The sequence below is a fragment of the Vibrio sp. Scap24 genome (genome assembly GCF_013394185.1).
Taxonomy (GTDB): domain Bacteria; phylum Pseudomonadota; class Gammaproteobacteria; order Enterobacterales; family Vibrionaceae; genus Vibrio; species Vibrio pomeroyi.
Genome location: NZ_CP041332.1, coordinates 1 through 22562, shown reverse-complemented (window position 1 = coordinate 22562; position 22562 = coordinate 1). Strand labels below are relative to the sequence as shown.

The following is a 22562-nucleotide window of genomic DNA, read 5'->3' as shown; positions in this document are numbered from 1 at the left end:
CTTTAACTGCAAGTATTGATTGCATTTACCCGCTATTAAGTGAGTGATAACCCAGCCAAATCATAGTTTGAGCTGACTCACATTTTTTATTTCTATTTTAAGCGCAATAAAACGCCAATATTCAATAGATCGAAAGTCGCGAATGGCTGAGTAAAATCCGGTTTATATAAAGACATATACTGTGTAAATAATAAAATATATCGCACAATAAACTGTTACAACCAAACCTACTTAATACAAAGCTATTTACAACATCATCTGATGCTCCAATATTAGCCTAACCTCTGACAATTTCATGACAAAGACCCAAGAATCAGGGATAAAGTACTCGCCCCTAAAAATGGGTTCGATTTCACAAAGCGAAATTAACTAACTATAGTAATCCTAACCTCATAATTTTAAGAGACTTTTATGCGTTCATTCATGCGCTTCTTATTATTCACTTTAGCCATCGTTTCTTGGCCGAGTCTTGCTAACTTAGACTACGACTTACAATCCCAACCTCAGGTGTCTGAAGCGGCCCAAGATCTGGCTAACCGGATTGATGAACTCCCCGACCCTTTGTTTATGAATACGGCAGACAAACGCAAGGTCAACATCTTGTTGTCTCAAGTGCTCCGTATCCAAAAGCAACAGATTGCGACGTTCGACCAGCAGCTAAAAACGTATCGAGAGAAGAGCGATGCCGAGCAATGGTTTGAGGTTGAGTCGAGTTACATCACGCTAAACAGCCTGAACGTCAGCAAGCAATATCTGCTTGAGCAAACCACAACTGCCAATAAAGAGCGCCTTACTGGTTTTGGCCCTTATGGTGTGACTCAATTTAAGCAAGAGTGGCAATTGACTCAGCTAAACGTGGAGTACCTTGTCTATTTCCAGACTCGTAGCTTCAAGGCGTTGATCAAGGACATATTCATTTCACCGGTTCCGGTGATTTGGGCATCTCTGAAAGTCTTGTTTATCTACTTTGGTTTGGTGTGGTGGCTTTCAAACGGCACTCGTTTAATCGAACTGTTTAGAATCAACTTCCTAGAAACCAAACAGAGCCCACCGTTTTGGGTTCGTTTAATTTGGTATGTGAGCCGCGCGCACAGAGCGATCGCTTGGTTAATCGCGATTACGATCTCTTTGCGTATTCTGTCGAGCTTGCCAAGCCTACAGCACTTAATTTTCCTAGAGATTTTCACGTGGTGGATTCTTGGTGGCTCAATTGCGATCAGCTTTATTCTTGAGTTTGCGTATCGCATTAGTCGTACCTCAAACAACGAAGTAAGAGCACTTCGACTCTCGAGCATCCGACGCTATGTGTGGAGCTTCATTGTTGCTGGTGTGATCATGCAGGTCTCTATCAGAACCTTAGGTAAAGGCACGATTTACAGCTGGATCTACAGTGCCCTGTTCTTCTGGTTTGTTTTGGTGACCATTTCTGTTTTAAGACTGTGGCGTGCAAAAGTCTTTGAAGCACTAGAGCACATCACTGACAGACCAGTATGGGTGAACTGGGCGGTTAACCGTCAGAATACCTTTGTTCTTAATATTGTGGCGACAGCGATTGGCGCGGTGTGGTTGATGGTCTACAGCTTCCAACATCGCATTATGGCGCTGCTGTCTGGCTTTACTCTGTTTAGTCAGGCATTGGCTTACTTGTTTAGAATTGAAGTGGCTAAACAGTCGGACTTGGATAAGAACCAACAGAATCTAGTCAGAATCAAGGGCGACCAAACCTTTGAATACATTCTACCGGGTTCAATAGACAGTGAACTGATTGACTACGCGGGCGATGAGGTGAAACAGCTGTCTCGCTATCTGATGTCTGACAGCCCTGCGATTTGTATTCTGTCTGGCGAGCGTGGCGTTGGTTCAACGACTTTGCTTTACACCCTATTGCACAAGGTATCGAACGCTGAGCCTATCTACGTAAGTTGCCCTTATGCGGGTTATCAAGAACTGCTTTGTCACCTAGCAGTAAGTATTGGTTTAGAAGAGGAAGCAACTGAGATCCAAATCTTGGCGCACCTACGTAAGAGTGAAACAACTTACTTAATCGCAATTGATAATGCGCAGCGCCTTGTTAAACCTATGGTTGGCGGCCTATCCGATCTGATTCGCTTAACCAACTTGTTGCGACGTTCTAAAAAGAACCACCGCATTGTGATGTCGATTGCGAAATCGAGCTGGCGCTTTGTCGACAGAGCGCGTGGTGAGCGTCTGTTGTTTGATTTGGTGTGCTTCCTTCCTCGTTGGACAGAAAAGCAAGTGGGTGAACTGCTAACAAGCCGTATCAACACCCAACTAGAAAAGCCTCTGTCATTCGATGGTTTGGTCGTTCCGAAACAGTGGGACCAAGATGAGATGTCAGAGGAAGAGCGCGCACGCCAAGGCTTCTATCGTATCTTGTGGCACTACTCAGATGGTAACCCGACTGTTGCCTTGCGCTTCTTCCGTTTGTCTCTGAATCGAAACAAAGAGACGGATCAAGCAGTCGTGAGATTGTTCCACGTACCTGAAGCACAAGAGTTAGAAAACATGCCGAAACCTATGTTGGCTGTGTTGCGCTCTATCGTGCAACTGGAGATTGCGTCTCCTGAGGTACTGTCTGAATGTACTCAGCTAAGCATTGCGGAAATAACCGGGATTCTGCGCTACTTCGAGAGCCGTGGTTACATTGGTTGGAATGAAGACAAGGCCAAGATTTCCGATCACTGGTTCCGTCACATTACTAACGTTCTCGACCGTCAACATTTATTGGTGAAGTAAAATGAAGAAGTTATTTGTCCTATTACTTGTTGGCTTAGCGACGGCGATGAGTTTCCCGACTTACGCAACGGAAGAGTTAGCCAATGTAGAAAATATCTCGAAGATTGCGAGCCTAGTACGATGGAGCGGCGTGTTCTTCTCGCTCATCGTGATTGGTGCGATGTGGTTATTGCTTAAGTTCATCAACTCGATGGTGACGAGCTTTGGTAGCCAATTCGTGCAATATCGAATGCTGCTGCAAAAGCTTCAGTCGTTTATGCAGTTCTTCATCTATGTGAGTACGGGTCTTATCGTGTTCATGATGAGCTTTAGAATCAATGACCAAATACTGGCTCTGATTGGTGGTACCCTCGCCGTGTCAGTCGGCTTTGCGCTTAAAGACTTGGCAGCATCATTCATCGCCGGTATCACCGTGATGATTGATAGACCGTTCCAAGTTGGTGACCGCGTCACGTTCGAAGGTAACTACGGTGACATTATCACTATTGGTTTACGTTCTGTGCGTATGAGGACTTTGAATGACGACATCATTACGATTCCGAACAACAAGTTCTTAAACGAAGTGACCACCAGTGGTAACTATGGCGCGTTGGATATGCAGGTGGTGATTCCGTTTTATGTCGGAATGAATGAAGACATCACCCTAGCCCGTGACTTGATTCAAGAAGCGGCGTCTTCAAGTCGTTACATCCACTTACCAAAGCCCGTGACTGTTCTGGTTAAACAGACGATCACCGACAACTACCTCGCGATACAGTTGACGTGTAAGGCTTATGTGGTGGATACCGCGTATGAGAAGTTGTTTGAAACCGATATTACCCTGCGTGTGATGAAAGAGTTTAAGAAGCACAACATCAACCCACCGAAGATTTCAGTGGCAGCGCATTAGTCGCAGTTGGTTTAACGCTCGGAGAGTGAATTAATCTCCTAGTCAGTGATAAACGAAAACACCTCCGAACTTATCTCAAGTACGGAGGTGTTTTTTTATGAGGTTTTGTCTTTGTTAACGCTAAGTGCTTTTGGGTTTACACTTTAAAGTATTTCAACTGTTCTGTTAGGTGCTCTGTGGTGTTGGCCATTTTTTGGCTGTCTTCTGCCAAAGATTGTGAGGCTTGTAGAACCTCATTAGCCGCTAAGTGAATGCCAGTGACACTTTCACTCATTTCAGTGGCTACTGTGCTTTGTTGTTCCGACGCCGCGGCAATCTGAGCCACCATGTCATTCGCGTTGTGCAGTTCATTCACAATCACATCCAATTGCTGACGTGTTTCATTAGAAGCAACGACACTGTGGTCGACTTTCTCATTACTGTTTTGCATCGCTTTAAAGGTTCGCTCAGCTTGCTGAGTCAATTTTTCAATCGTACCTTGAACTTCGTTGGTCGAGTTCTGAGTTCTGCTCGCTAGGTTACGCACTTCATCAGCCACAACCGCGAAGCCCCTACCTTGTTCACCGGCACGTGCCGCTTCTATCGCTGCGTTCAGTGCTAACAAGTTTGTTTGCTCTGATACATCACGAATCACACCAACAACTTGGCTAATTTCAGTCACACCAGATTGAAGATCTTTGACTAAGTTATTCGCTGTCGAGATGTTCTCTGAAACCTGTGAGATGGTTGTCGAGGTTACCTGCATGTTCTCGTCGTTCTGATTTGCATGATCGACCACCTTATTGGTGCTCGCGGCTGTGTTCTCAGCATTCACCGCGACATCTGAAATGGTCGCGCTCATTTCTGTCATCGCAGTAGACAGTAATTCTAACTGCGCATGTTGAGAGCTAACACTGTTTGCTGCCTCTTCACTGGCTTGCGCGATGTGACTCGCCATGTTGCTAGACAAATCTGCAGATTCATTGGCAGTGCGAAGTGTGCTTTGAAGTTTATCGAGCATGGTATCGATCTGATGGCTCATATCACCTAGCTCATCTTTGCGTGTCATGTTCATGCGCACACGAAGGTCGCCATCGGCAATCTTATGGGTGTTATCGATAAGCTTATTCAGTGGAACAAGGATATTGTTGGAAATCGCGTAGCCCATAGCGAATAGTAAGCCTGATAAAACAACCGCTACCATTCCTTCTTTAATAGCTAAGGTATAGAACGCCTCTTGGATATCCGCGACTAAGATTCCAGAGCCGATCACCCAGTTCCATTCTGGAAATAACTGAACGTATGAGATCTTGTCTTTGAGTTCGCCTTGAGGACTCATCCATTGGTAATCAAGAAAGCCTTTCTCTTCCGGTGTACGAGAGATGGTGACCATCTCACGCCAGTGATGTTTACCTGCGCCATCTCGTAGGTTGCCGGCATTGGTGCCGTTAAGCTCTGGCTTTAGCGGATGGCTGATGATGTTGAGCTGCTGGTTAAGAATCCAGAAGTAATTAGTGTTGTCATAGCGAAGCGTCTTGATGGCTTGTAGCGCACGATCCTTTGCGAGCTCTTCACCTAGCACACTGCGTTGGCTGTAATAGTAGCTTGCCAAACTTACCGCGGTTTCGACTTGCGCACTGAGCTTATCTTGTCGCTCTTCCATAGAGCTCGCACGTTGTTGCATTAAATTAAAGGTGGATGCCATTACCAGTAAAACGACCGATAAAATGACGATGGAGGCGAGTTTTGACTTGATGGATAGGTTACTTAATTTCATAGCTGACTGACTTTATTATTTGTTTTGATTATGGATTTTCGACCAAGTTATCAAAAATTCGTACAGTTCAGATGATATGCATCAAGATCGAAAGATATACACTGTGTTACATAGCCAAAAAGAGGTATCCGTCAAACCGGCAGAGGTTGAGATTTGGCTGGGGATAGATTAGTGGTGCGGGATTTTCGTGCTTGGGCTAAAACGTTCGTGTAATAGCCCAAGTGCGTTAGAAATATTATCGGGTGATAATATCGGTGAATTGGTTGTTAGAACTTATAGATTTGATACCAGCAATTGAGGCGTGGCTTTTTGTTGAAGATAGATACTAAATCGACTTCCTTTACCGACTTCGGATTCAACACGTATCTCACCGCCCGTTTGACTCAAGATACTTTGAGAAACCGATAAGCCTAAGCCTGTGCCATCTCGCTTGGTCGTGTAGAAAGGCGAGAAAATGCGTTTCAGCTGCTCTTCCTTGATGCCACAACCTTCATCTTCCACATGAACAATAGCACCATGAGACGCGCCATTTTCTACCCAGTCTTCACTTGAGATCGTCAATGTGCCCTGTCCGTCCATCGCGTGAATCGCGTTCATCTGGAGGTTAACCAGAATTTGGAGTAATTGGTTTCGGTTAACTTCGACCGATGTTTTCGCGTGTAACTGTGATACGTACACAATACCTTTCTTCTTGGCGCCCGTTTTCACAAGCGTAATGCTCTCATCAACGATTGGGTTGATGTGTTGCCAAGTGATCTCATCTTGTACACCGCCGTGTCGGCTGTATTGAAGTAAGCTTCGTGTGATATTTCGGATACGGTCAATCTGCTCCATGATGGCGTGGACTTCTTCTTCTACACGGCTCACTTCATCACCCAACTCAAACTTCATCAGCTCAACGTTGCCAAGAATCACAGCGGTTGGGTTGTTGATCTCGTGGGCAATGCCCGCGGTTAACTCCCCTAACGCAGCTAACTTTTCATTCACCACCAGCTTATCTCTGGCTTGATTGAGTAGCTTAATGTGCAGTTCGAGCTCTTCAGTTTTCTCTTTCAAGCTCGCCGTACGTGAGTGAACTTTGCATTCCAGTTCGGAGGCGGCTTGTTGAATCTCCTGATTACGCTCGTGAAGCAAATCCAACATCTTGTCGAACTGCTTAGCAAGCAAAGTGAGTTCGTGTTGATCATCTAAGCCGAGCGTGCCAATTCGCTTGTCCTGCCCCATCTGGACTAGCTTGACTACTTTATGGATGCGTTCGATTGGGTTGAAAAGATCACGCGCGCCGCGGTGAACGATCAAACCAGACGCCAACAATAAAAGTACGATGGTAATGCTGATTTCGCCAAGGTTAGTCAGATACGTTTCGATAAGCGGCCAAATCAGATAACCGGTATAAAGCATGCCAATCACATTATCGAACTGGTCATGAATGGGTTGATAAGCCGTGATGTACCAAGCGTCATAAACATACGCACGGTCTAGCCACTCTTTGCCTTCGTTTAAAACTTTGGAGTGAACTTCGTGTGAAACACGCGTACCAATCGCACGCCCTGCGCTGTCTTCGCTGCTTAAAGGCACATTGGTGCTGACACGCAGATCATCAAGGAACACGGTAACGGTACCAATACGGCGGTTGAACCCATCGCGTTGCGGATAGATCAGGTTGCTGATTTGATCGACAAGCTGTGTGCTGTTATTGAGCAGAATACCGCCATCAAGAAAACCAATAACATGTTCGTTCTTATCTCGAATGGAAACCACGGTGCGACTGACCAAGCCTCGTGTTTCAACGCTCTTCCCTTTGAGCATCGGCACTTCGGCTTTCTTTGCGAGATCACGATCTAAGGTATTGAGTTCATCTTGACTCAATACGCTGAAAAACGATTCTTTGTGGGTCAGGTTTAAGTATTCGAGTTTCTTTTCCATACTTTCAACACTTCGCCAGCGAAGAAAGTCGAGTTCATAGCGAGATTTGTTTTCAGAAACCCAACGAATAAGATCCTCTTGCGAAAGATCACTCGCGAGTTTGACTCGGAAGTTGTACGACTCAGCAAACGCACGAACGTTATAAGCCTGTTGGCTTTGAATCAGATGAATACTGTTATCCGCTACGTCTAGGCGCTCATCAACATCGATCAACGCACCCTGCCACGTGTAATGAACCGACCAATACAACGTGATAGCAACAAGTGCACACAACGTAAGAATGATCGGCGCAGATGTCAGAAACAATAAGCGGTAACGCACCATGGTCTTGAAGCGGAACGCCCACTTTGACCACCACTGACGTCTAATCGGCATATTCAGAGCCTTCTGTATTCCAATCTTTGTATTTACGCTCTAGCGTTTTACGTGCAACGCCAAGATCTCTTGCTGCAGCAGACTTATTGCCATCATGGAAACTAACCAATTGTTCTATGTGGGATTTTTCCACTTCTTTGAGCGTCCAAGTGTTTGGGTAGCCCTCTGCGGCGTCTGTGTTATTTAAGTTTGGCACTTCCGCGCCGTGTGACACCGTCACTGAAATGCTGGTTGGTGCCGGGTCGCCATTCACTTCACGCCAATAATGAGCTGGTGGCTTGTCTAATAGAATGCAACGCTCTACTAAATTCTTAAGTTCACGGATATTGCCCGGCCATTCGTATTCGTTCATCGCCAAGATGTCTTCATGTGCCCAGTTTGGAACGGGCATGCCTAGCTCACTCGATAATAGACGGGTGAAGTATGGAACCAGCTCAATCAGATCCGATGGACGCTCTCTTAGTGGCACCACATCAATCTTCAATACATTGAGTCGGTAGAAGAGATCGCGACGGAAGTGTCCTTTATCTACCTCTTCCTGAAGGTTTCGGTTGGTCGCTGCAACGACACGTACGTCAACTGCGATCTCTTTTTCACTGCCGACAGGTCGGATTGTGCGTTGTTCTAACACACGTAAAAGCGCAGCTTGCATTGGTAGTGGCATTTCACCAATCTCATCAAGAAAAAGTGTGCCGCCGCTCGCTACTCTGAATAAACCTTCACGATTTTTCTTGGCACCAGTAAACGCGCCAGAGGTGTGACCAAACAATTCGCTTTCGAGAAGTTCTGGGGCAATCGCGCCACAGTTAATTGGTACAAACGGGCCTGTTCGCTTGCTGGCTTCATGTACGCCACGTGCAACCAACTCTTTACCTGTGCCCGACTCGCCTTCAATAAGAACCGATGCTCGTGATGGCGCGAATTGGCTGATGAGGAGCTTAAGTTGTTTGGTTTTGTCTGAACTGCCGATTAGCTCGGTTTTAATGTGACGGCTAACATCACGCTTCAACGCGTATTGCATTCTTTGGTCTAGGCGTTTATCCATGCAGCGCAGCACAGCTTGTATCATCTGCTCTAGGTTGAACGGTTTGAGGATAAAGTCAGAAGCGCCAAGCTTGAGTGCCGAAATGGTCATCTCTAGATCGGCATAGCCGGTCATGAAGATCACATCAGCTTTTCGGTCACTGTCGTTAAAGGCCTCTTCCCATTCAATACCAGAACGGCCTGGAAGGTTGATATCGAGAACAATGAGATCGAAGTGTTCGTTGCAACGTAGAACCTCAGCTTCTTCTACTGAACCTGCGCTCGACACCTTGCCAAAGTACTTACCTAGTGCTTTCTTAAGAATTGCCTGCATCCCAATTTCATCATCAACAACCAAGACAGAAAATGCCTGATATTGAGTCAATGTGCTTGAATTAAGATGAGACGTACTTGAACTAGGTAAAGACATAATGATCAGCCGATAGGGAAAGTTGGGACAGAGTGTACCAATTAACCTTTTGATCAACAGGGTCAAAGTGCGACATTTTGTCCTAGCTCATGTTTTGATTCATTTTATAGGGTCAAATGGCGCAGTTTTGTCCGAAATAACAGCAATTTAATGAAATCTGATGCATCATTTATTGGCATTAAGCTTGCTTATAAGGTGATGATTTCTAATTACAAGAATTAGCATCTTATGTACATGCCCTTCTTTGAGCCCTTTAAAACGAAGGCATGTCATTCATTTATAACAGAATGGACATAATAATAATGAAAGCAATTCCCCTAACTATTGCAGCTCTATCTATCGTCAGTTACTCGGCTAGCAGCGCAGAAGACACCACGCATATCAAGCTTGCGACAACGACAAGTACTTATCACTCTGGTCTACTGGATTACCTACTGCCTGAATTTGAAAAAGATTCTGGTATTAAAGTAGATGTTCTAGCTGCAGGTACAGGTAAATCTCTTCGCATGGGTGAAAATGGCGATGTGGATTTGGTGATGACTCACGCACCAAAGGCTGAAGCGAACTTTGTTGAAAAAGGCTACGGCGTTTTACCTCGTAAACTGATGTACAACGACTTTGTGATTGTTGGCCCTCAAAGCGATCCAGCAAAAATTGAATCTCAAAAAGCGGTAGCCGATGTGTTCAAAGCAATCGCAACCAACAACGTGACGTTCGTGTCTCGTGGTGACGATTCAGGTACGCACAAGAAAGAGATGGGCATTTGGGCACAGACTAAAATGGAACCAAACTTTGGTGGCTACCGCAGTGTTGGTCAAGGCATGGGCCCTACTCTGAACATGGCGTCTGAAATGCAAGGCTACACCATGACAGACCGTGGCACGTGGTTGGCTTACCAAAACAAATTGGATCTTAAAATCCTTTTCCAAGGCGACAAGAACCTATTCAACCCTTACCAAGTAATTCTTGTTAACCCAGAGCGTTACCCAAGCATTAACTACCAAGCAGCGAAAGTATTCAGTGATTGGTTGGTGAACCCTAAAGGTCAGAAACTGATTAACGACTTTAAACTGCATGGCAAACAGCTGTTTGTAGCGAGCGCAGAGTAGTTTTTCGTCAGCGTAGATTCGTTTACAGCAAGCTGACAAATGGTTTGTTGTAAGTGCTATTTCCAATTAGCACTACGCTTAACTAATCAGTTAACTGAAGCGATTAAAGAAACAATAGCTGGCCAATATAGGCTCAATAATATTGTGTCAGCTATGATTAACATCAGTCATTACCGATAAAGACCCATTATCGATTCACACGAGATACTTCATGACCCTATGGCAAACAACGCTTGATGCATTGAATTTACTAGTCAGTTTTGACCAAGAACTGTGGCAAATTGTAGCGGTATCCTTCAGTGTATCTTTGTCCGCCATTTCATTGGTGATTATTCCTGCAATCATCATGGCTTTCATATTGGCTTATACCGAGTTTCCCGGTAAATGGGCGCTGCTGTCGGTTATAAACACCTTACAAGCTATCCCTACCGTGGTAATTGGCTTGCTGATGTACATGATGCTCTCTCGTTCCGGCCCATTAGGTGACTGGCAATTGCTGTTCACTCAAAAGGCGATGATTCTGGGTCAGATGCTGATCTGCTTCCCTATTCTGGTTGCCATGATGCACGGCGCGCTGCAAGCCAGTGACCGTCGAGCGGTAGAAACGGCACGTACTCTTGGAGTTTCGACCACTCGAGTCGCGTGTACCTTGATCTGGGAAACTCGTTTTCCTCTACTTGCGGCTGCCATTGCTGCCTTCTCTCGCATCGTAACTGAGGTGGGTTGTTCAATGATGGTAGGTGGCAACATTATGGGAATGACTCGAAATATCCCAACGGCTATTGCTATGGAAAGCCACAAAGGCGCATTCGCTCAAGGTGTCGCGCTAGGCATGGTTTTATTGGCATTGGCATTAGCCCTTAACTTTTTCCTTTCCAGTGTGAGAGGAAAAGGCTATCTAAGAACTTAGGAACGCTGTCATGAGTATAAAAATAACAACGCAGCAAATTTCAATGCGCTACAAAGAGCGTGTTTTGTTCCATATCCCTGAACTGTCGATCGGCCCTAACGATGCTATTTATCTGAAGGGTGACAACGGTGTTGGCAAAACAACCCTACTTAAAATATTGTCAGGTTTGATCAAACCAAGTTCTGGCCGTATTCAATGCCCAACACAAAGCTGGCAACATAACCTGTTTCCTAGACTAAAATTCAAAGACATCATCTATCTCCATCAAACCCCTTACCTATTTGATGGCTCTGTGTACCAAAATGTCGCTTATGGCATTCGCTTTAACAAAGAGAGCCAAAAAGATAAGCGAGCTCAAATAATTAATGCTTTGAGGATGGTAGGTTTAGAAACCCTGGCAGACGAGCACATTTCTGTGTTGTCTGGTGGTGAGCGTCAACGCGTAGCAATGGCAAGAGCTTGGATTCTCAAGCCTTCAATCTTGCTGATGGACGAACCAAGTGCTTCTTTAGACAAAGAATCTATTGAAAGATTGGTGATTATGGCCGAAGATCTTCTTCAGAGAGGCGCGAGTTTAGTCATTACAAGTCACCAAACCAACGCGTTAACCGATTTGTGCAAGAAGCAGTGGTGGATCAAAGACAATACCTTGACCGAATCACCGCTTCTGCAAGTAATTAAAAAGAACAAAGCACAAGAGAATATTTATGCTGCTTCCAACGCAAACTAGTTGGGTTATTTTGGCTGGCGGACAAGCCAGCCGTATGGGCGGAAAAGATAAAGGACTTGTTGAGCTCAACGGTTCCCCGCTTATTCAATACGTTATAGACAAGCTGTCACAACAAGATGTCAGCATCACCATCAATGCCAACCGTAACCTCGACAGTTACCAAGCATTCGCTCCGGTTGTTTCCGATTCGTTCCCTGATTACCCAGGCCCTTTGGGTGGCATTCACGCTGGCCTTAAAAACGCGGCTACAGATTGGGTTGGCTTTGTTCCTTGTGACAGCCCGCAAATCAGTGACGACCTTGTTGAGCGTTTTTGCGCGGCGGTAAAAGAAGACAGCGACATTCTTGTGGCTCACGATGGTGAATATAAACAGCCTGTGTTTACCCTATTTCACAAGCGCGTACTTCCAAAGTTAGAAGCCTTTTTAGAACGTGGCGACCGCAAGATCATCTTGCTGTACAAAGAGTGTGTGACTGAGTACGTCGATTTTAGCGACGCGCCAAACTGCTTTGTAAATCTCAATACGCCAGAAGAACTCACCCAATTCGGAACGCTTCAATAATGAAAGATTCAAAACAACGCCCTAACCTTCCCTTATTGGGTTTTGCTGCCTACAGCGGTACAGGCAAAACTACCGTACTTGAAGCGTTGCTGCCTTTGCTGACCAACGCAGGTTTGAAAGTGGGTGTTCTTAAACACGCTCACCACGATTTCGATGTCGATAAGCCAGGTAAAGACAGCTACCGCCTACGTAAAGCGGGCGCGAATCAAATGCTGATCGCTTCGCGTAACCGTCATGTAATGATGACAGAAACGCCAGAAGCCGAAGCGGACTTTGATTACCTGCTGACACGCTTTGATATCAATACGTTAGATTTGATTCTGGTTGAAGGCTGCAAGAACATCGCCTTCCCTAAGATTGAGCTGCACCGCGATGAAGTGGGCAAACCTTGGCTTTATCCAAACGATGACAACATCATTGCTATCGCTGCAGACAGCAAAGTTGAATCTGACCTGCCACAAATGGCGATCAGCGACTTAGAAGCGATTCGTGATTTCATCATCGACTATGCTCAATCGTTCGACCCTGCTTCGAAAACAAGTAAAGTCGCTTCGTGTGCATCATCAAAAGACAACACGCCAGTTGTGTGTTGTGACTCTTTCTCTCCAGCCGGCCTCACGGTGACTCAAGGCCAGCAAAAGATTGTTGGTAGCATTGATGCACTAGATCTGATTGAATCTGTTGCGTTAGAGCAAGGCTATGGTCGTGTATTGGCTGAAGATGTTATCTCGCCAATCAACGTGCCTCAGAACACTAACTCTGCGATGGACGGCTATGCCATTCGTGGTGAAGATTTAGAGCTAGATAGCTACCGAGTTGTAGCTGAAGTGATGGCTGGACACAGCTACGACAAAGCCGTTCAACAAGGTGAAGCTGTTAAGATCATGACTGGCGCGCCAATGCCTGAAGGTGTTGATGTGGTTGTGATGCGTGAGCAAGCCGTTCAAGAAGGCGACACAGTTAGCTTCCCAGATGCGAAAATCTCATTAGGACAAAATGTCCGTATGGCGGGTGAAGACCTAGAAATCGGTCAACCTGTCTTTACGCGTGGCACACGAATCGAAGCACCAGAAATGGGTATGATGGCGTCGCTTGGTTTCGGTATCTGCCCTGTTCTGCGAAAAGTTAAAGTGGGCGTGTTCTCTACAGGTGATGAAGTTCAAGCGCCTGGTAGCGAGCAGAAGCCGAACTCTATCTACGATTCAAACCGTTTTACTATTATCGGTATGCTTCAGAAGCTAGGTTGTGACATCGTCGATTACGGCATCATTGAAGATGACGAACAGAAGATGATGGATGTACTTCACGCGGCTTCTTTAGAAACTGATATGGTACTGACGTCTGGCGGTGTGTCTGTTGGTGATGCTGACTACATTAAACTCGCGCTAGATAAACTGGGTGAGATTAACTTCTGGCGTATCAACATGCGTCCAGGCCGCCCTCTTGCTTACGGTAAAATTGAAGACAAACCTTTCTTCGGCTTACCGGGTAACCCAGTTGCGGTAATGGTGTCGTTCATTAACTTTGTTGAGCCTGCAATTCGTAAGCTGCAAGGTCAAACTAATTGGACACCAGTGAAAGCGAACGCGGTTGCGACGGAACAATTACGTTCTCGCCAAGGTCGTACTGAGTTCAGCCGTGGTGTGTTCTCTATGAACGAATCTGGTGTGCTCGAAGTGAAGACGACGGGTAAACAAGGTTCAGGTATTCTGCGTTCAATGAGCGAAGCAAACTGCTTAATCGAAATCTCACCAGCGGTTGATACGGTGAAAGTCGGTGAAACAGTGACGATTATTCCACTGCAAGGTCGTGTTTGATTTAGCACACCCTGGATTTAACATCGCTTCCCAAGAAAAAGACGAAGCCCGCTTATATTCGATATAATCGGGCTTCTTTTTTGTTCGTACAGAGACAACTAGAGTGATATACCGAGTAGTTTAAACGACCGTGGGTTTATCTAACGGACAATTGGCTAAGTCGCAGTTATTCAGATAACAGTCGATCAGGTTGTAATTGTTACGGCCACTCTCTTTCACTCGATACAATTGCTTGTCTGCAATGTCACAAATCATTTTGAAGTTGCTATCCACGTTGTCGCTAACAAGCTCAACGTTTACCCCACCGATTGATAAGGTAAGCTGCTTGGCTCTGATCGCCTTCGGGCTGACTAACGCCAACTCAGACAATGTATTTCTAAGCGTAACGACTTTCTCTTCGATATCTTCGCTGCTTTGACCAAAACAGATGGCCATAAACTCATCCCCGCCATATCGGAACAAGTAATCGTTCTTGGTCGAGAATGTACTTCTCAGCAAACGACTAAGAATACGCAGCGCTTCATCACCTTGTAAGTGACCATGAAAATCGTTGTAGGCTTTGTACTCATCAATATCAATCATCAATACTGCAAGTGACCGTTTCTGTGTATAAGCATTACGAATCAACACAGGTGTTATTTTGTCGAGTTGATATCGATTCGATAAACCCGTTAATGGGTCTGTCGTGCTCAATACCTCAAGCGTTTGATTGGCACTCTCTAAGCGCTGTCTTTGCTTTTGATTCTCAAGCGACACGGCAATGAAACTCGCCAAATGTTCGATTAACTGACAATGGTGTTGTTGATATTGGTTGGGTAAATGATGCTGTACGGATAACAGTCCTATCACTCTTTCATTGAGAATGATCGGCGTCAGAATGATGGAGTTGGTATCCGGCTTGTCTTTAACCACCACCAAGTCATCATCTTTACGTGAGGCTTTATCAACATAAGGCTCTAGCGCATCATCGGTGACACTGTTCAAATGCACGGTCGCGCGCTTGCGAATCACATAAGTACCGACGGTTTGGTTATCTTGGCAAGTGACCTTGAGGTTTTGTACCAAGCCATGAGTGTCAACAAAGTATTGGTAGTCAAGTATGTCGGACTCGTCGTCATACAGCGCAATACCAAACTCGAATGTCGGTAGAATCGTGTTTATCTTGCTTAAGATCTCAGGAAGCACGCTATAAAGGTCGGGGGCGGTAGCAATGAACTGACCGATATCAGTAATCGCGCCCATGTACTTTTGCATTTGGGTAAACACTTCGTGCTGTTGTTTGTCTCTAAGAGTATCCACGCTTTGCAAAATACGATCGCTTTGTTTGCGTTCGTAAGCCTTGAGGTATTTTTCTGAAAGTTCAATATGTTCCGTTTGCAGTGATGCGAGACCATTACAATCTTGTTGATGGTGAAAGGTTTTCGCCTTGGCCTTCGCGTAAATACTGTAGAAGTGGTAACTGTTTTTTAGTTCAAAGTTTTGCTCAAGGAAAAGACATCGTTCATGGGCTTGTTCAAGCTCCCCTATTTCCACCAAATATTGAAACCAACACACCAAGTTTTCCATTCGATTATGGTCGTCGTTGATTTTCAGGAAATACTGTTCCGCTTGATAAAACGCATCGAGCACATCACTTGGAGCAAAACCGCCCTGTTGAACTTCATCTTGCTGAACCCTACCTTGCTGAACCATGGCTTGAGCTAGGTATCCGTGACACAGTGCGAACGTTCTATTGCTTGAGAGTGACTCGGCTATCTTTTTCGCTTCAGCGATTGCTCGAATCGCTTGGTCAAACTCTCCGGTATACGCACAACCATAAGCGAGGTTAAGGTGGCTCACTGCACAATCTAGCTGGCGGTTAGCATTCTGAGATGCTGTTACTGCTTTACGTGCATATTGTTTTGCTTCTTCGAACTTCCCTAAGCTCAAATGCATGTCGCTTAGGTTGCAGTAGATGAGCGCTCGAATGTTGTCATCAACGAGATGTAAGCTCTCTAACGTCTTGGCATAACACGCATAAGCCGATTGGTAGTCGCCACAGTCGTTATAAACCGATGCTAATAGACCGTTGACGAAAACAGTGAGTTGAACTTCTTCTGGTTGGGTTGCATTTAGGCAGGTTTTATAATGTTCGACAGCATCAAGTAGATTGTCTTGGCGATCACTCTTGTACGCCTTCAGAAAAAGCGCAATAGACTCTGGGAACGGTTGATTATGGTCACGGCATATCTTTCTTACTCGCGCATCAACTTCTTCTAATCCTTTGATTCCAGGATAGTTTTGAATTCGAGTGATGATTCCCATAATCTGAGGGTAAAGCGTATTGATCATAAATTAGATTTAAGCCGATCAAACATATAAATTGTACATAGTGTACCATAAAATATTTTTGCGACTTACTGCACGCTTTATTGATATCGCTAATATTTCAAGATTTTTTATCATAACCTTGAGCCACGTACTGTTTTTATGTAGAGTGCGCGAAAGTAATAATCCTATTGGAGAGCATCATGGCTCGTACCATTCTGTATACCTATAAAGACGAAGACAAAGAGTTACTGTTTTCTAAACAAGAACACCGCACGATCCAAGAAGCTGTAGCTGCAGCTGAAGGCATCGATATCTCTGAGTATCTTAAAACTGAGCAACAGCTTGAGTTGATTTCTGATACGAAAGCGGTTCGTAACTACCAAGACAACTACTTCCGCAAGCTTGGCTTTACTAAGCTTACGTTGAAGCAAAAAGACAACCTTGGTGTTGGTAAAAAGAAGAAGTAAGCCCTCTGGCTCTTTTTCTTGATATTTAGCTTCTAGGCTCTAGCTTCAAGCTTTTCGTTTTGGAGTTCTTAGTGAAGAGTTAAAGAAACCAAAACACCAAACAATCAAAAATGCCGCAACCTCTTTCGAGATTGCGGCATTTTTATTTATTCTTTTTGACTAGTTCAACGTTAAGTCGCGATTACTTAATGTTAAGGAATGCAGCACCACGAACGCCGCCTGAATCACCGTGTTTCGCTTTGATGATCTTAGGACACTTCGCTACAGACAGTAGGTACTTAGGCACACGCTTAGGCATCTCTTCGTAGATAAGCTCGAAGTTTGAAAGACCGCCACCCAATGCAACAACATGTGGGTCAAGACCAGTAAACAGGTTCGCGAAACAGATAGCCAATAGTTCCATGAAGCGATCAACGTGCTCAGCCGCTTTTGCTTCGCCTTCGTTGTATGCTTGAATGATCTCAATCGCTTTCTTCTTCTCGCCGTAGTAGTGCTCGTAGATCAACTCAAAGCCACGACCAGATAGGTAGCTGTCTAGACAACCTTTCTTGCCACAACCACAGCCTAGTAGCGGTGCGTTATCGCCAAGGTGGAACCATGCATCGATAGGAAGGCGCATATGGCCTAGCTCACCTGCAACGTGGTTACGACCAGAGAACACTTTACCTTCGTAAACTAAACCACCACCGAAGCCAGTACCCAGAATTAGGCCAGCAACTGATGGTTCATCTTTAAGCTCATCATCCCACGCTTCTGAAAGCGCGAAACAGTTTGCGTCGTTCTCAATTTTTACACTACGACCAATAAGCGCTTCTAAATCTTTACGTAGTGGCTTACCTGTTGAAGCTGGTACGTTAACAACCAGCATTGTGCCGTCGTCTGCGTTTTCCATGCCAGGAAGACCAAGGCCAATTTTGCCTTCGCAAGAGAATTCGCTATCGTACTTTTTTACCAAACCAGCAATTGTATCAAGCAGTAACTGATAATCGTCTGTTGGTGTTGGAACACGCTCTGTTGCTACTCGCTCAAGTTTCTCATTGAATGCACCAAACTCAATTTTTGTGCCGCCAACATCGAAGCCGTAATACATGAAATCTCTCCAATTTTTCCCTAAATTCGGGCAAATAAATTCTTTAAATAAAACAACTGAGGAACATTATCCATAACACTCCCCCTACAAACCGTGATAGATAACAAACTTATCTCGTGTTCGAGTCTGTTTGAACAACAAGTCAGCACAAAGCGGTTAAAGGTTAGAGTGAAGTCTCACTTTTACTGTGTTCTATGAAAGCGTTCAGGCTAGGTTTGGTCAGATCCGACTTATAACGCGTCTTACTTAGCATGTAGCTTTCGCGAAATGCTTCGAACCAAAGTTGTAAAGTCTTCGCGCCCTGCTCTTCACCTGCTTGTTTTAATACCAAGCTCGCCACTTCCGCCGTTGAAAGGTGTTGGTCGTTGTCTGACTTACGCATCATGTATTGAGAAACCGATTCTGGTTCAATCGATAATACAGGTAAATCTTGTAGGTACTCAGAACGTCTAAAGATGCGTCTTGCTTCGCGCCAGCTTCCATCGATGAAAATCAGCAAAAGCTTTTTATTTGAGTCACGCATTTGTGGCAAGTCTTGAACTACTCGCGTTTTGTCATCGGTGTAATCTTCAGGGAACACAATGACAGGTTGATACTTTTCGTCTTTCAGTACATCCAACATTTCTGCGTTGGGTTCAGTTCTGTGCCAAAGGTAAACATGGCTGTCTTTTACGGTATCCACAATCAAACGGCCGGTGTTACTCGGCTTTAAGATTTCGTTGTCTGACAAGATCAACATGGTCGCGACGTTCGTATCTATGTCTGGTTGATGTTCACAGATACAACTGTCTTGTTTGATTTTGCAGTACTCACAGCGCACCACTTTACACCCGCGCGCATTAAACGGTTTGGTAGAAAGAGATAAACGGTGTTGGTATAAACGGTGGAAAGCGTGGATTCTCATGGACAATAACGACAGATAGAACTAGAAAAGTGGCACGATTGTACTTACAGTGGCTTGATAATGATAGAAGGAATTCTTATGCAGGACCCATCGCTACTTCGCCTTGTCTGTTTTATCACCGCTTTCATCTTGTGTGCGTTGTGGGAGTACCGTGCTCCTAGAAAAACGCTGACTCAAAACAAGTGGTTTCGTTGGGGAAATAACTTCTCGTTGATGGCGGTTAACAGCGTATTGTTGGCAACATTAATTCCCGTAGCAGCGTTTCAAGCGGCTTTGATTGCTGAGCAAAACCAATGGGGTCTGTTTAATAACATTACGCTTCCTTTTGAAATAACCGTGTTTCTTTGTGTGGTGCTGTTAGACCTTGCCATTTACACTCAACATCTCGTCTTCCACCGTATTCCTCTGCTTTGGAAACTTCATCGTGTTCATCACGCAGACTTGGATATTGATGTAACGACAGGCACACGCTTCCACCCGATAGAGATGATCTTATCGATGTTGATTAAAGTGGCATTGATTTTTGTACTCGGTGTTCCGGCATTAGCGGTGGTGATCTTCGAAGTGGTGTTGAATGTGAGTGCGATGTTCAACCATAGCAATGGTCGTTTGCCATTATGGTTCGATAAGCAATTACGCAAGGTGATTGTGACACCTGACATGCATCGAGTGCATCACTCTGTGATCGTCAAAGAAACGCATTCTAATTTTGGTTTCTTTTTGTCGGTGTGGGACATTTGGTTCAAAACCTATCGCGCTCAACCTAAGCTTGGCCACGACAAGGTAAGCATTGGCGTTCCTGAGATACGCGATGGAAAAGAACAAAGGCTAGATAAGTTGATGACCCAGCCATTTAGATATAACCAGAAACCGAATAATTAAACTGAAACCAAAATATTACGCTAAACCAATGTATCACGCTAAACTAATGGATTACGCTTTGAGTTCGCGCAGGTAGCGGTAGATGGTATGGATAGAAATATCGAGCCCTTTTGCCGCGATTTGCGCACTGTCTTTCAAATCAAAAATACCCATTTCATGCAATCGAGTCACAATCTCACGGCTCTTCTTCGACGGTGCGATATCTGCGTCTCCAGTCACCTGCTCTCGCACAGTTTCAATTGAGCTGTGCATCATCTCTTCGTTACTGCGAGCAAAAGTCTCAGGCGTAGTTTGAGGTCTTTCTAAGTGTGGAAGCAAACAAGGAACCAGTGAATGCATCACCTCTTGGAACGGTGCATCAAGGTTGGTGTTAATGCATAGCAAGCCGATGGCTTTTTGCTGCGGGTTGCGAATTATAGTGGTCATCGAACGCAAGGTTTTACCATCAGGACATTTTGTCATGTAAGCGCCCGACACATCTTTACCCTGAGTCAGCTTCATCAGTGCTAAGTTAGTAATAGGTGCGCCAACGTCTCGTCCTGTGACATGACTGTTCGCGATTTTGATAATCGAAGGATTACGGACATCTAAACTGTGCAATAGCACTTCCGTATGCTCGCCATACATTGCAGCAATCCCGTCAACGATGTTTTCGATTGAGTGCAAAATATCATAATCACTTTGAGCTAATTCGAACACTGAGTCCTTCCTCTTCTGGCGAAAAAACCGCTAAGTAAAACTACCAAGCGGTTTGATTTATTAAAATCATCTGATTCTAAAACATTTGATTACGCAGACATTATATCAATAATCGTTGAGTCTGTAACACTCATACCAGCGGTAACCAATTTTCCAATATTGCGAATACTGGTCTCAACATCATCAGCAACAATGCCTTGGTTGTGCGCTTCATTACAACGCATAGCCATTAAGAACCCGTTTACCGCTGCACTGGTTGAGGTTTTAACCTTCATCGCACATGTCGATTTAGCACCATCACAAACCATTCCAGAACAATCACTTAGAACGTTCTGAATTGCGTAGCAACTCTGTTCAAATGACCCTTTAGCCAGATACACCATTGCCATCGCAGCGGCGGCACTGGTTACCGTGTTACCACAAAAAGCAGAAAGCGGTGGATAGTACGATTTAATGTAGATCGCACCAAGGTGACTCATGATAAGTGCACGCGCAAGTTGCTCTTGAGACGATTTAAAGTGCTCAGCGATAACCGCGACAGGAATCGTTGCAGCAATGCCTTGGTTACCACTACCAAAGTTACTCATCGCTGGTAGAGTTGCACCACCCATTCGAGCATCAGACGCGGCTGCAGTTTGCATGATGATCTTGTTCATCAAGTCTTCACTCATCAAGCCGAGTTGAATACCCTGTTCCATGGTGCGACCAACCTCAAGCCCATAAGCGTGTGCTAGGCCTTCTTGCGATAGCTTGCCGTTGAGGTCAGAAGCTTCGAGAATAAACTCAATGTCTTTGAATTCAGCACTGGTGGCATAGTTATAGATGTTACCGATATCAATATCGATTCCTTCACAAATCGAACCTGTTGAAACGGTTTGGTCGCAATCTTGACTGAAAAGAACCGTGCCATTTAAGGTTTTTTTGATGATTTGTGTATGGCCGCCGCTGATTTCAACTGTCGCGACTTGCCCTTCTAATTCCACTTCAGCGTAACAATAGATGAATTCGTCTACATCTTTACGATGCGCACTCACCTGTCCGGCATCGATAAGAGCTTGCGCTTTCTCAACATCTTTTGTGCTGATCTTCGCTAACACCTCTAAACCAGCGTGTGGGTCCCCACCAATCGCACCAACAGCAGCAGCAATGGGTAAGCCTATCTTTCCTGTCCCCGGAACGAACACGCCCATAGAGTTTTTGTATAAATTGTCCGACACATACACTCGAACTTTATCCGGTGTACCCACAAGCATCTTGGCAGCGACTGAACAAGCGTAAGCTGCGGAGATGGGTTCTGTGCAGCCAAGAGCGGGTTTAACGACGGTATTTAAAATCTCTTTATACTGTTGCCATTGTTGTTTCATAGTAAGGACCTCACACTATTCTTAGTTTACTTACGACCAGCTATTTACGAGCAGCTATTTACGACCAGCAATCGCTTCAATTTCGATTTTCACACCTAGAGGAAGATCCTTCACTGCAAAGCAGCTACGAGCCGGACAATCCTTTTCAAAAAACTCTTTGTAGACTTCATTGAAAGCCGCAAAATCGCTAATGTCTGATAAGTAACACGTTGTTTTTAGTACCGCGTCTAGGTCACTGCCCGCCGCTTGTAAAACATATTGAAGGTTTAGTAACGACTGACGAGATTGTTCACTAACGCCACCTTCTACAACACCGCCTTTTTCTCTACACACGGGTAATTGACCTGATGTGAAAACGAGGTTTCCGAATGCGTTGCCGTGCGAGTATGGGCCGATGGCTTCTGGTGCTTTGTCTGCTGTAATGACTTCTTTCATGTTTATTCCTGTTCAGAGTTGCTAAATATTTCAACTACAGTTTAAACATTGAAATCGTTAAAATGCAAAAATAGTTGCAATAATTATCATAAAATACTTTCAATCAAAGATCTCAAAAATGAAATCC

Annotated in this window: 18 protein-coding genes; 9 read left to right on the top strand and 9 right to left on the bottom strand. The window is 44.8% G+C overall.

Annotated features, from left to right (window positions below):
• Positions 1-411 precede the first annotated feature (411 nt).
• Both FLM53_RS00090 and FLM53_RS00085 read left to right on the top strand, forming a co-directional pair.
• A complete protein-coding gene (locus FLM53_RS00090; protein ID WP_176681193.1) occupies positions 412-2757 on the top strand; it encodes an ATP-binding protein in 2346 nt (781 codons plus the stop codon).
• A 1-nt stretch (position 2758) separates the two neighbouring features.
• Positions 2759-3646 carry a mechanosensitive ion channel family protein gene (locus FLM53_RS00085; protein ID WP_176681194.1) on the top strand — a complete coding sequence of 296 codons (888 nt, stop codon included), beginning with the start codon at positions 2759-2761 and terminating at the stop codon, positions 3644-3646.
• A gap of 136 nt (positions 3647-3782) precedes the next feature.
• Here the strand turns inward: FLM53_RS00085 and FLM53_RS00080 are convergent, their stop codons facing one another.
• The 3 genes from FLM53_RS00080 to FLM53_RS00070 all read right to left on the bottom strand — a co-directional run bounded on the left by FLM53_RS00080 (position 3783) and on the right by FLM53_RS00070 (position 9156).
• Positions 3783-5402, bottom strand: a complete 1620-nt coding sequence (locus tag FLM53_RS00080) for a methyl-accepting chemotaxis protein (RefSeq protein ID WP_176681195.1) — start codon at positions 5400-5402, stop codon at positions 3783-3785.
• Between the two features lie 273 nt (positions 5403-5675).
• Positions 5676-7703, bottom strand: coding sequence for a cache domain-containing protein (locus FLM53_RS00075; protein ID WP_176681196.1), 2028 nt, complete (start codon positions 7701-7703; stop codon positions 5676-5678).
• A complete protein-coding gene (locus FLM53_RS00070; protein WP_132968370.1) occupies positions 7693-9156 on the bottom strand; it encodes a sigma-54 dependent transcriptional regulator in 1464 nt (487 codons plus the stop codon). The genes FLM53_RS00075 and FLM53_RS00070 overlap by 11 nt, the downstream gene beginning before the upstream one ends.
• A 302-nt stretch (positions 9157-9458) precedes the next feature.
• Between FLM53_RS00070 and FLM53_RS00065 the strand changes: the two genes are divergently transcribed.
• The 5 genes from FLM53_RS00065 to FLM53_RS00045 all read left to right on the top strand — a co-directional run bounded on the left by FLM53_RS00065 (position 9459) and on the right by FLM53_RS00045 (position 14284).
• On the top strand, positions 9459-10265 hold the full coding sequence (locus FLM53_RS00065) for a substrate-binding domain-containing protein (protein WP_150878019.1): 807 nt from the start codon (positions 9459-9461) through the stop codon (positions 10263-10265).
• Positions 10266-10476: 211 nt separating this feature from the next.
• Positions 10477-11175: an ABC transporter permease gene (locus FLM53_RS00060; protein WP_132968372.1), complete on the top strand. Its 699-nt coding sequence runs from the start codon at positions 10477-10479 to the stop codon at positions 11173-11175.
• A gap of 10 nt (positions 11176-11185) precedes the next feature.
• The gene (locus tag FLM53_RS00055) at positions 11186-11905 is read left to right on the top strand and encodes an energy-coupling factor ABC transporter ATP-binding protein (RefSeq protein WP_176681197.1); all 720 of its coding nucleotides are present in this window, start codon (positions 11186-11188) and stop codon (positions 11903-11905) included.
• Positions 11883-12467, top strand: a complete 585-nt coding sequence (gene mobA, locus FLM53_RS00050; protein ID WP_046224284.1) for a molybdenum cofactor guanylyltransferase MobA — start codon at positions 11883-11885, stop codon at positions 12465-12467. Before FLM53_RS00055 ends, mobA begins: the two co-directional genes overlap by 23 nt.
• Positions 12467-14284 (top strand): bifunctional molybdopterin-guanine dinucleotide biosynthesis adaptor protein MobB/molybdopterin molybdotransferase MoeA, encoded by a 1818-nt coding sequence (locus tag FLM53_RS00045; RefSeq protein ID WP_176681198.1) that lies wholly within the window; start codon positions 12467-12469, stop codon positions 14282-14284. Before mobA ends, FLM53_RS00045 begins: the two co-directional genes overlap by 1 nt.
• Before the next feature lie 120 nt (positions 14285-14404).
• Here FLM53_RS00045 and FLM53_RS00040 read toward each other — a convergent pair whose 3' ends face one another.
• The gene (locus tag FLM53_RS00040) at positions 14405-16615 is read right to left on the bottom strand and encodes a GGDEF domain-containing protein (protein ID WP_176681199.1); all 2211 of its coding nucleotides are present in this window, start codon (positions 16613-16615) and stop codon (positions 14405-14407) included.
• Between the two features lie 179 nt (positions 16616-16794).
• Between FLM53_RS00040 and FLM53_RS00035 the strand changes: the two genes are divergently transcribed.
• Positions 16795-17061: a DUF2960 family protein gene (locus tag FLM53_RS00035; protein ID WP_017063882.1), complete on the top strand. Its 267-nt coding sequence runs from the start codon at positions 16795-16797 to the stop codon at positions 17059-17061.
• A 181-nt stretch (positions 17062-17242) separates the two neighbouring features.
• Here FLM53_RS00035 and nagK read toward each other — a convergent pair whose 3' ends face one another.
• Both nagK and FLM53_RS00025 read right to left on the bottom strand, forming a co-directional pair.
• Positions 17243-18151, bottom strand: a complete 909-nt coding sequence (nagK, locus tag FLM53_RS00030; protein ID WP_048658721.1) for an N-acetylglucosamine kinase — start codon at positions 18149-18151, stop codon at positions 17243-17245.
• A 163-nt stretch (positions 18152-18314) separates the two neighbouring features.
• On the bottom strand, positions 18315-19061 hold the full coding sequence (locus tag FLM53_RS00025) for a tRNA-uridine aminocarboxypropyltransferase (protein ID WP_176681200.1): 747 nt from the start codon (positions 19059-19061) through the stop codon (positions 18315-18317).
• A 72-nt stretch (positions 19062-19133) separates the two neighbouring features.
• Here FLM53_RS00025 and FLM53_RS00020 point away from each other — a divergent pair, with 72 nt between their 5' ends.
• Positions 19134-19937, top strand: coding sequence for a sterol desaturase family protein (locus FLM53_RS00020; RefSeq protein WP_176681201.1), 804 nt, complete (start codon positions 19134-19136; stop codon positions 19935-19937).
• A gap of 51 nt (positions 19938-19988) precedes the next feature.
• Here the strand turns inward: FLM53_RS00020 and FLM53_RS00015 are convergent, their stop codons facing one another.
• The 3 genes from FLM53_RS00015 to FLM53_RS00005 all read right to left on the bottom strand — a co-directional run bounded on the left by FLM53_RS00015 (position 19989) and on the right by FLM53_RS00005 (position 22435).
• Positions 19989-20636, bottom strand: a complete 648-nt coding sequence (locus FLM53_RS00015; RefSeq protein ID WP_176681202.1) for a transcriptional regulator — start codon at positions 20634-20636, stop codon at positions 19989-19991.
• Positions 20637-20725: 89 nt separating this feature from the next.
• Positions 20726-22000 (bottom strand): serine dehydratase subunit alpha family protein, encoded by a 1275-nt coding sequence (locus tag FLM53_RS00010; protein WP_176681203.1) that lies wholly within the window; start codon positions 21998-22000, stop codon positions 20726-20728.
• A 54-nt stretch (positions 22001-22054) separates the two neighbouring features.
• Positions 22055-22435, bottom strand: coding sequence for a RidA family protein (locus FLM53_RS00005; RefSeq protein ID WP_176681204.1), 381 nt, complete (start codon positions 22433-22435; stop codon positions 22055-22057).
• Between the last annotated feature and the right edge of the window lie 127 nt (positions 22436-22562).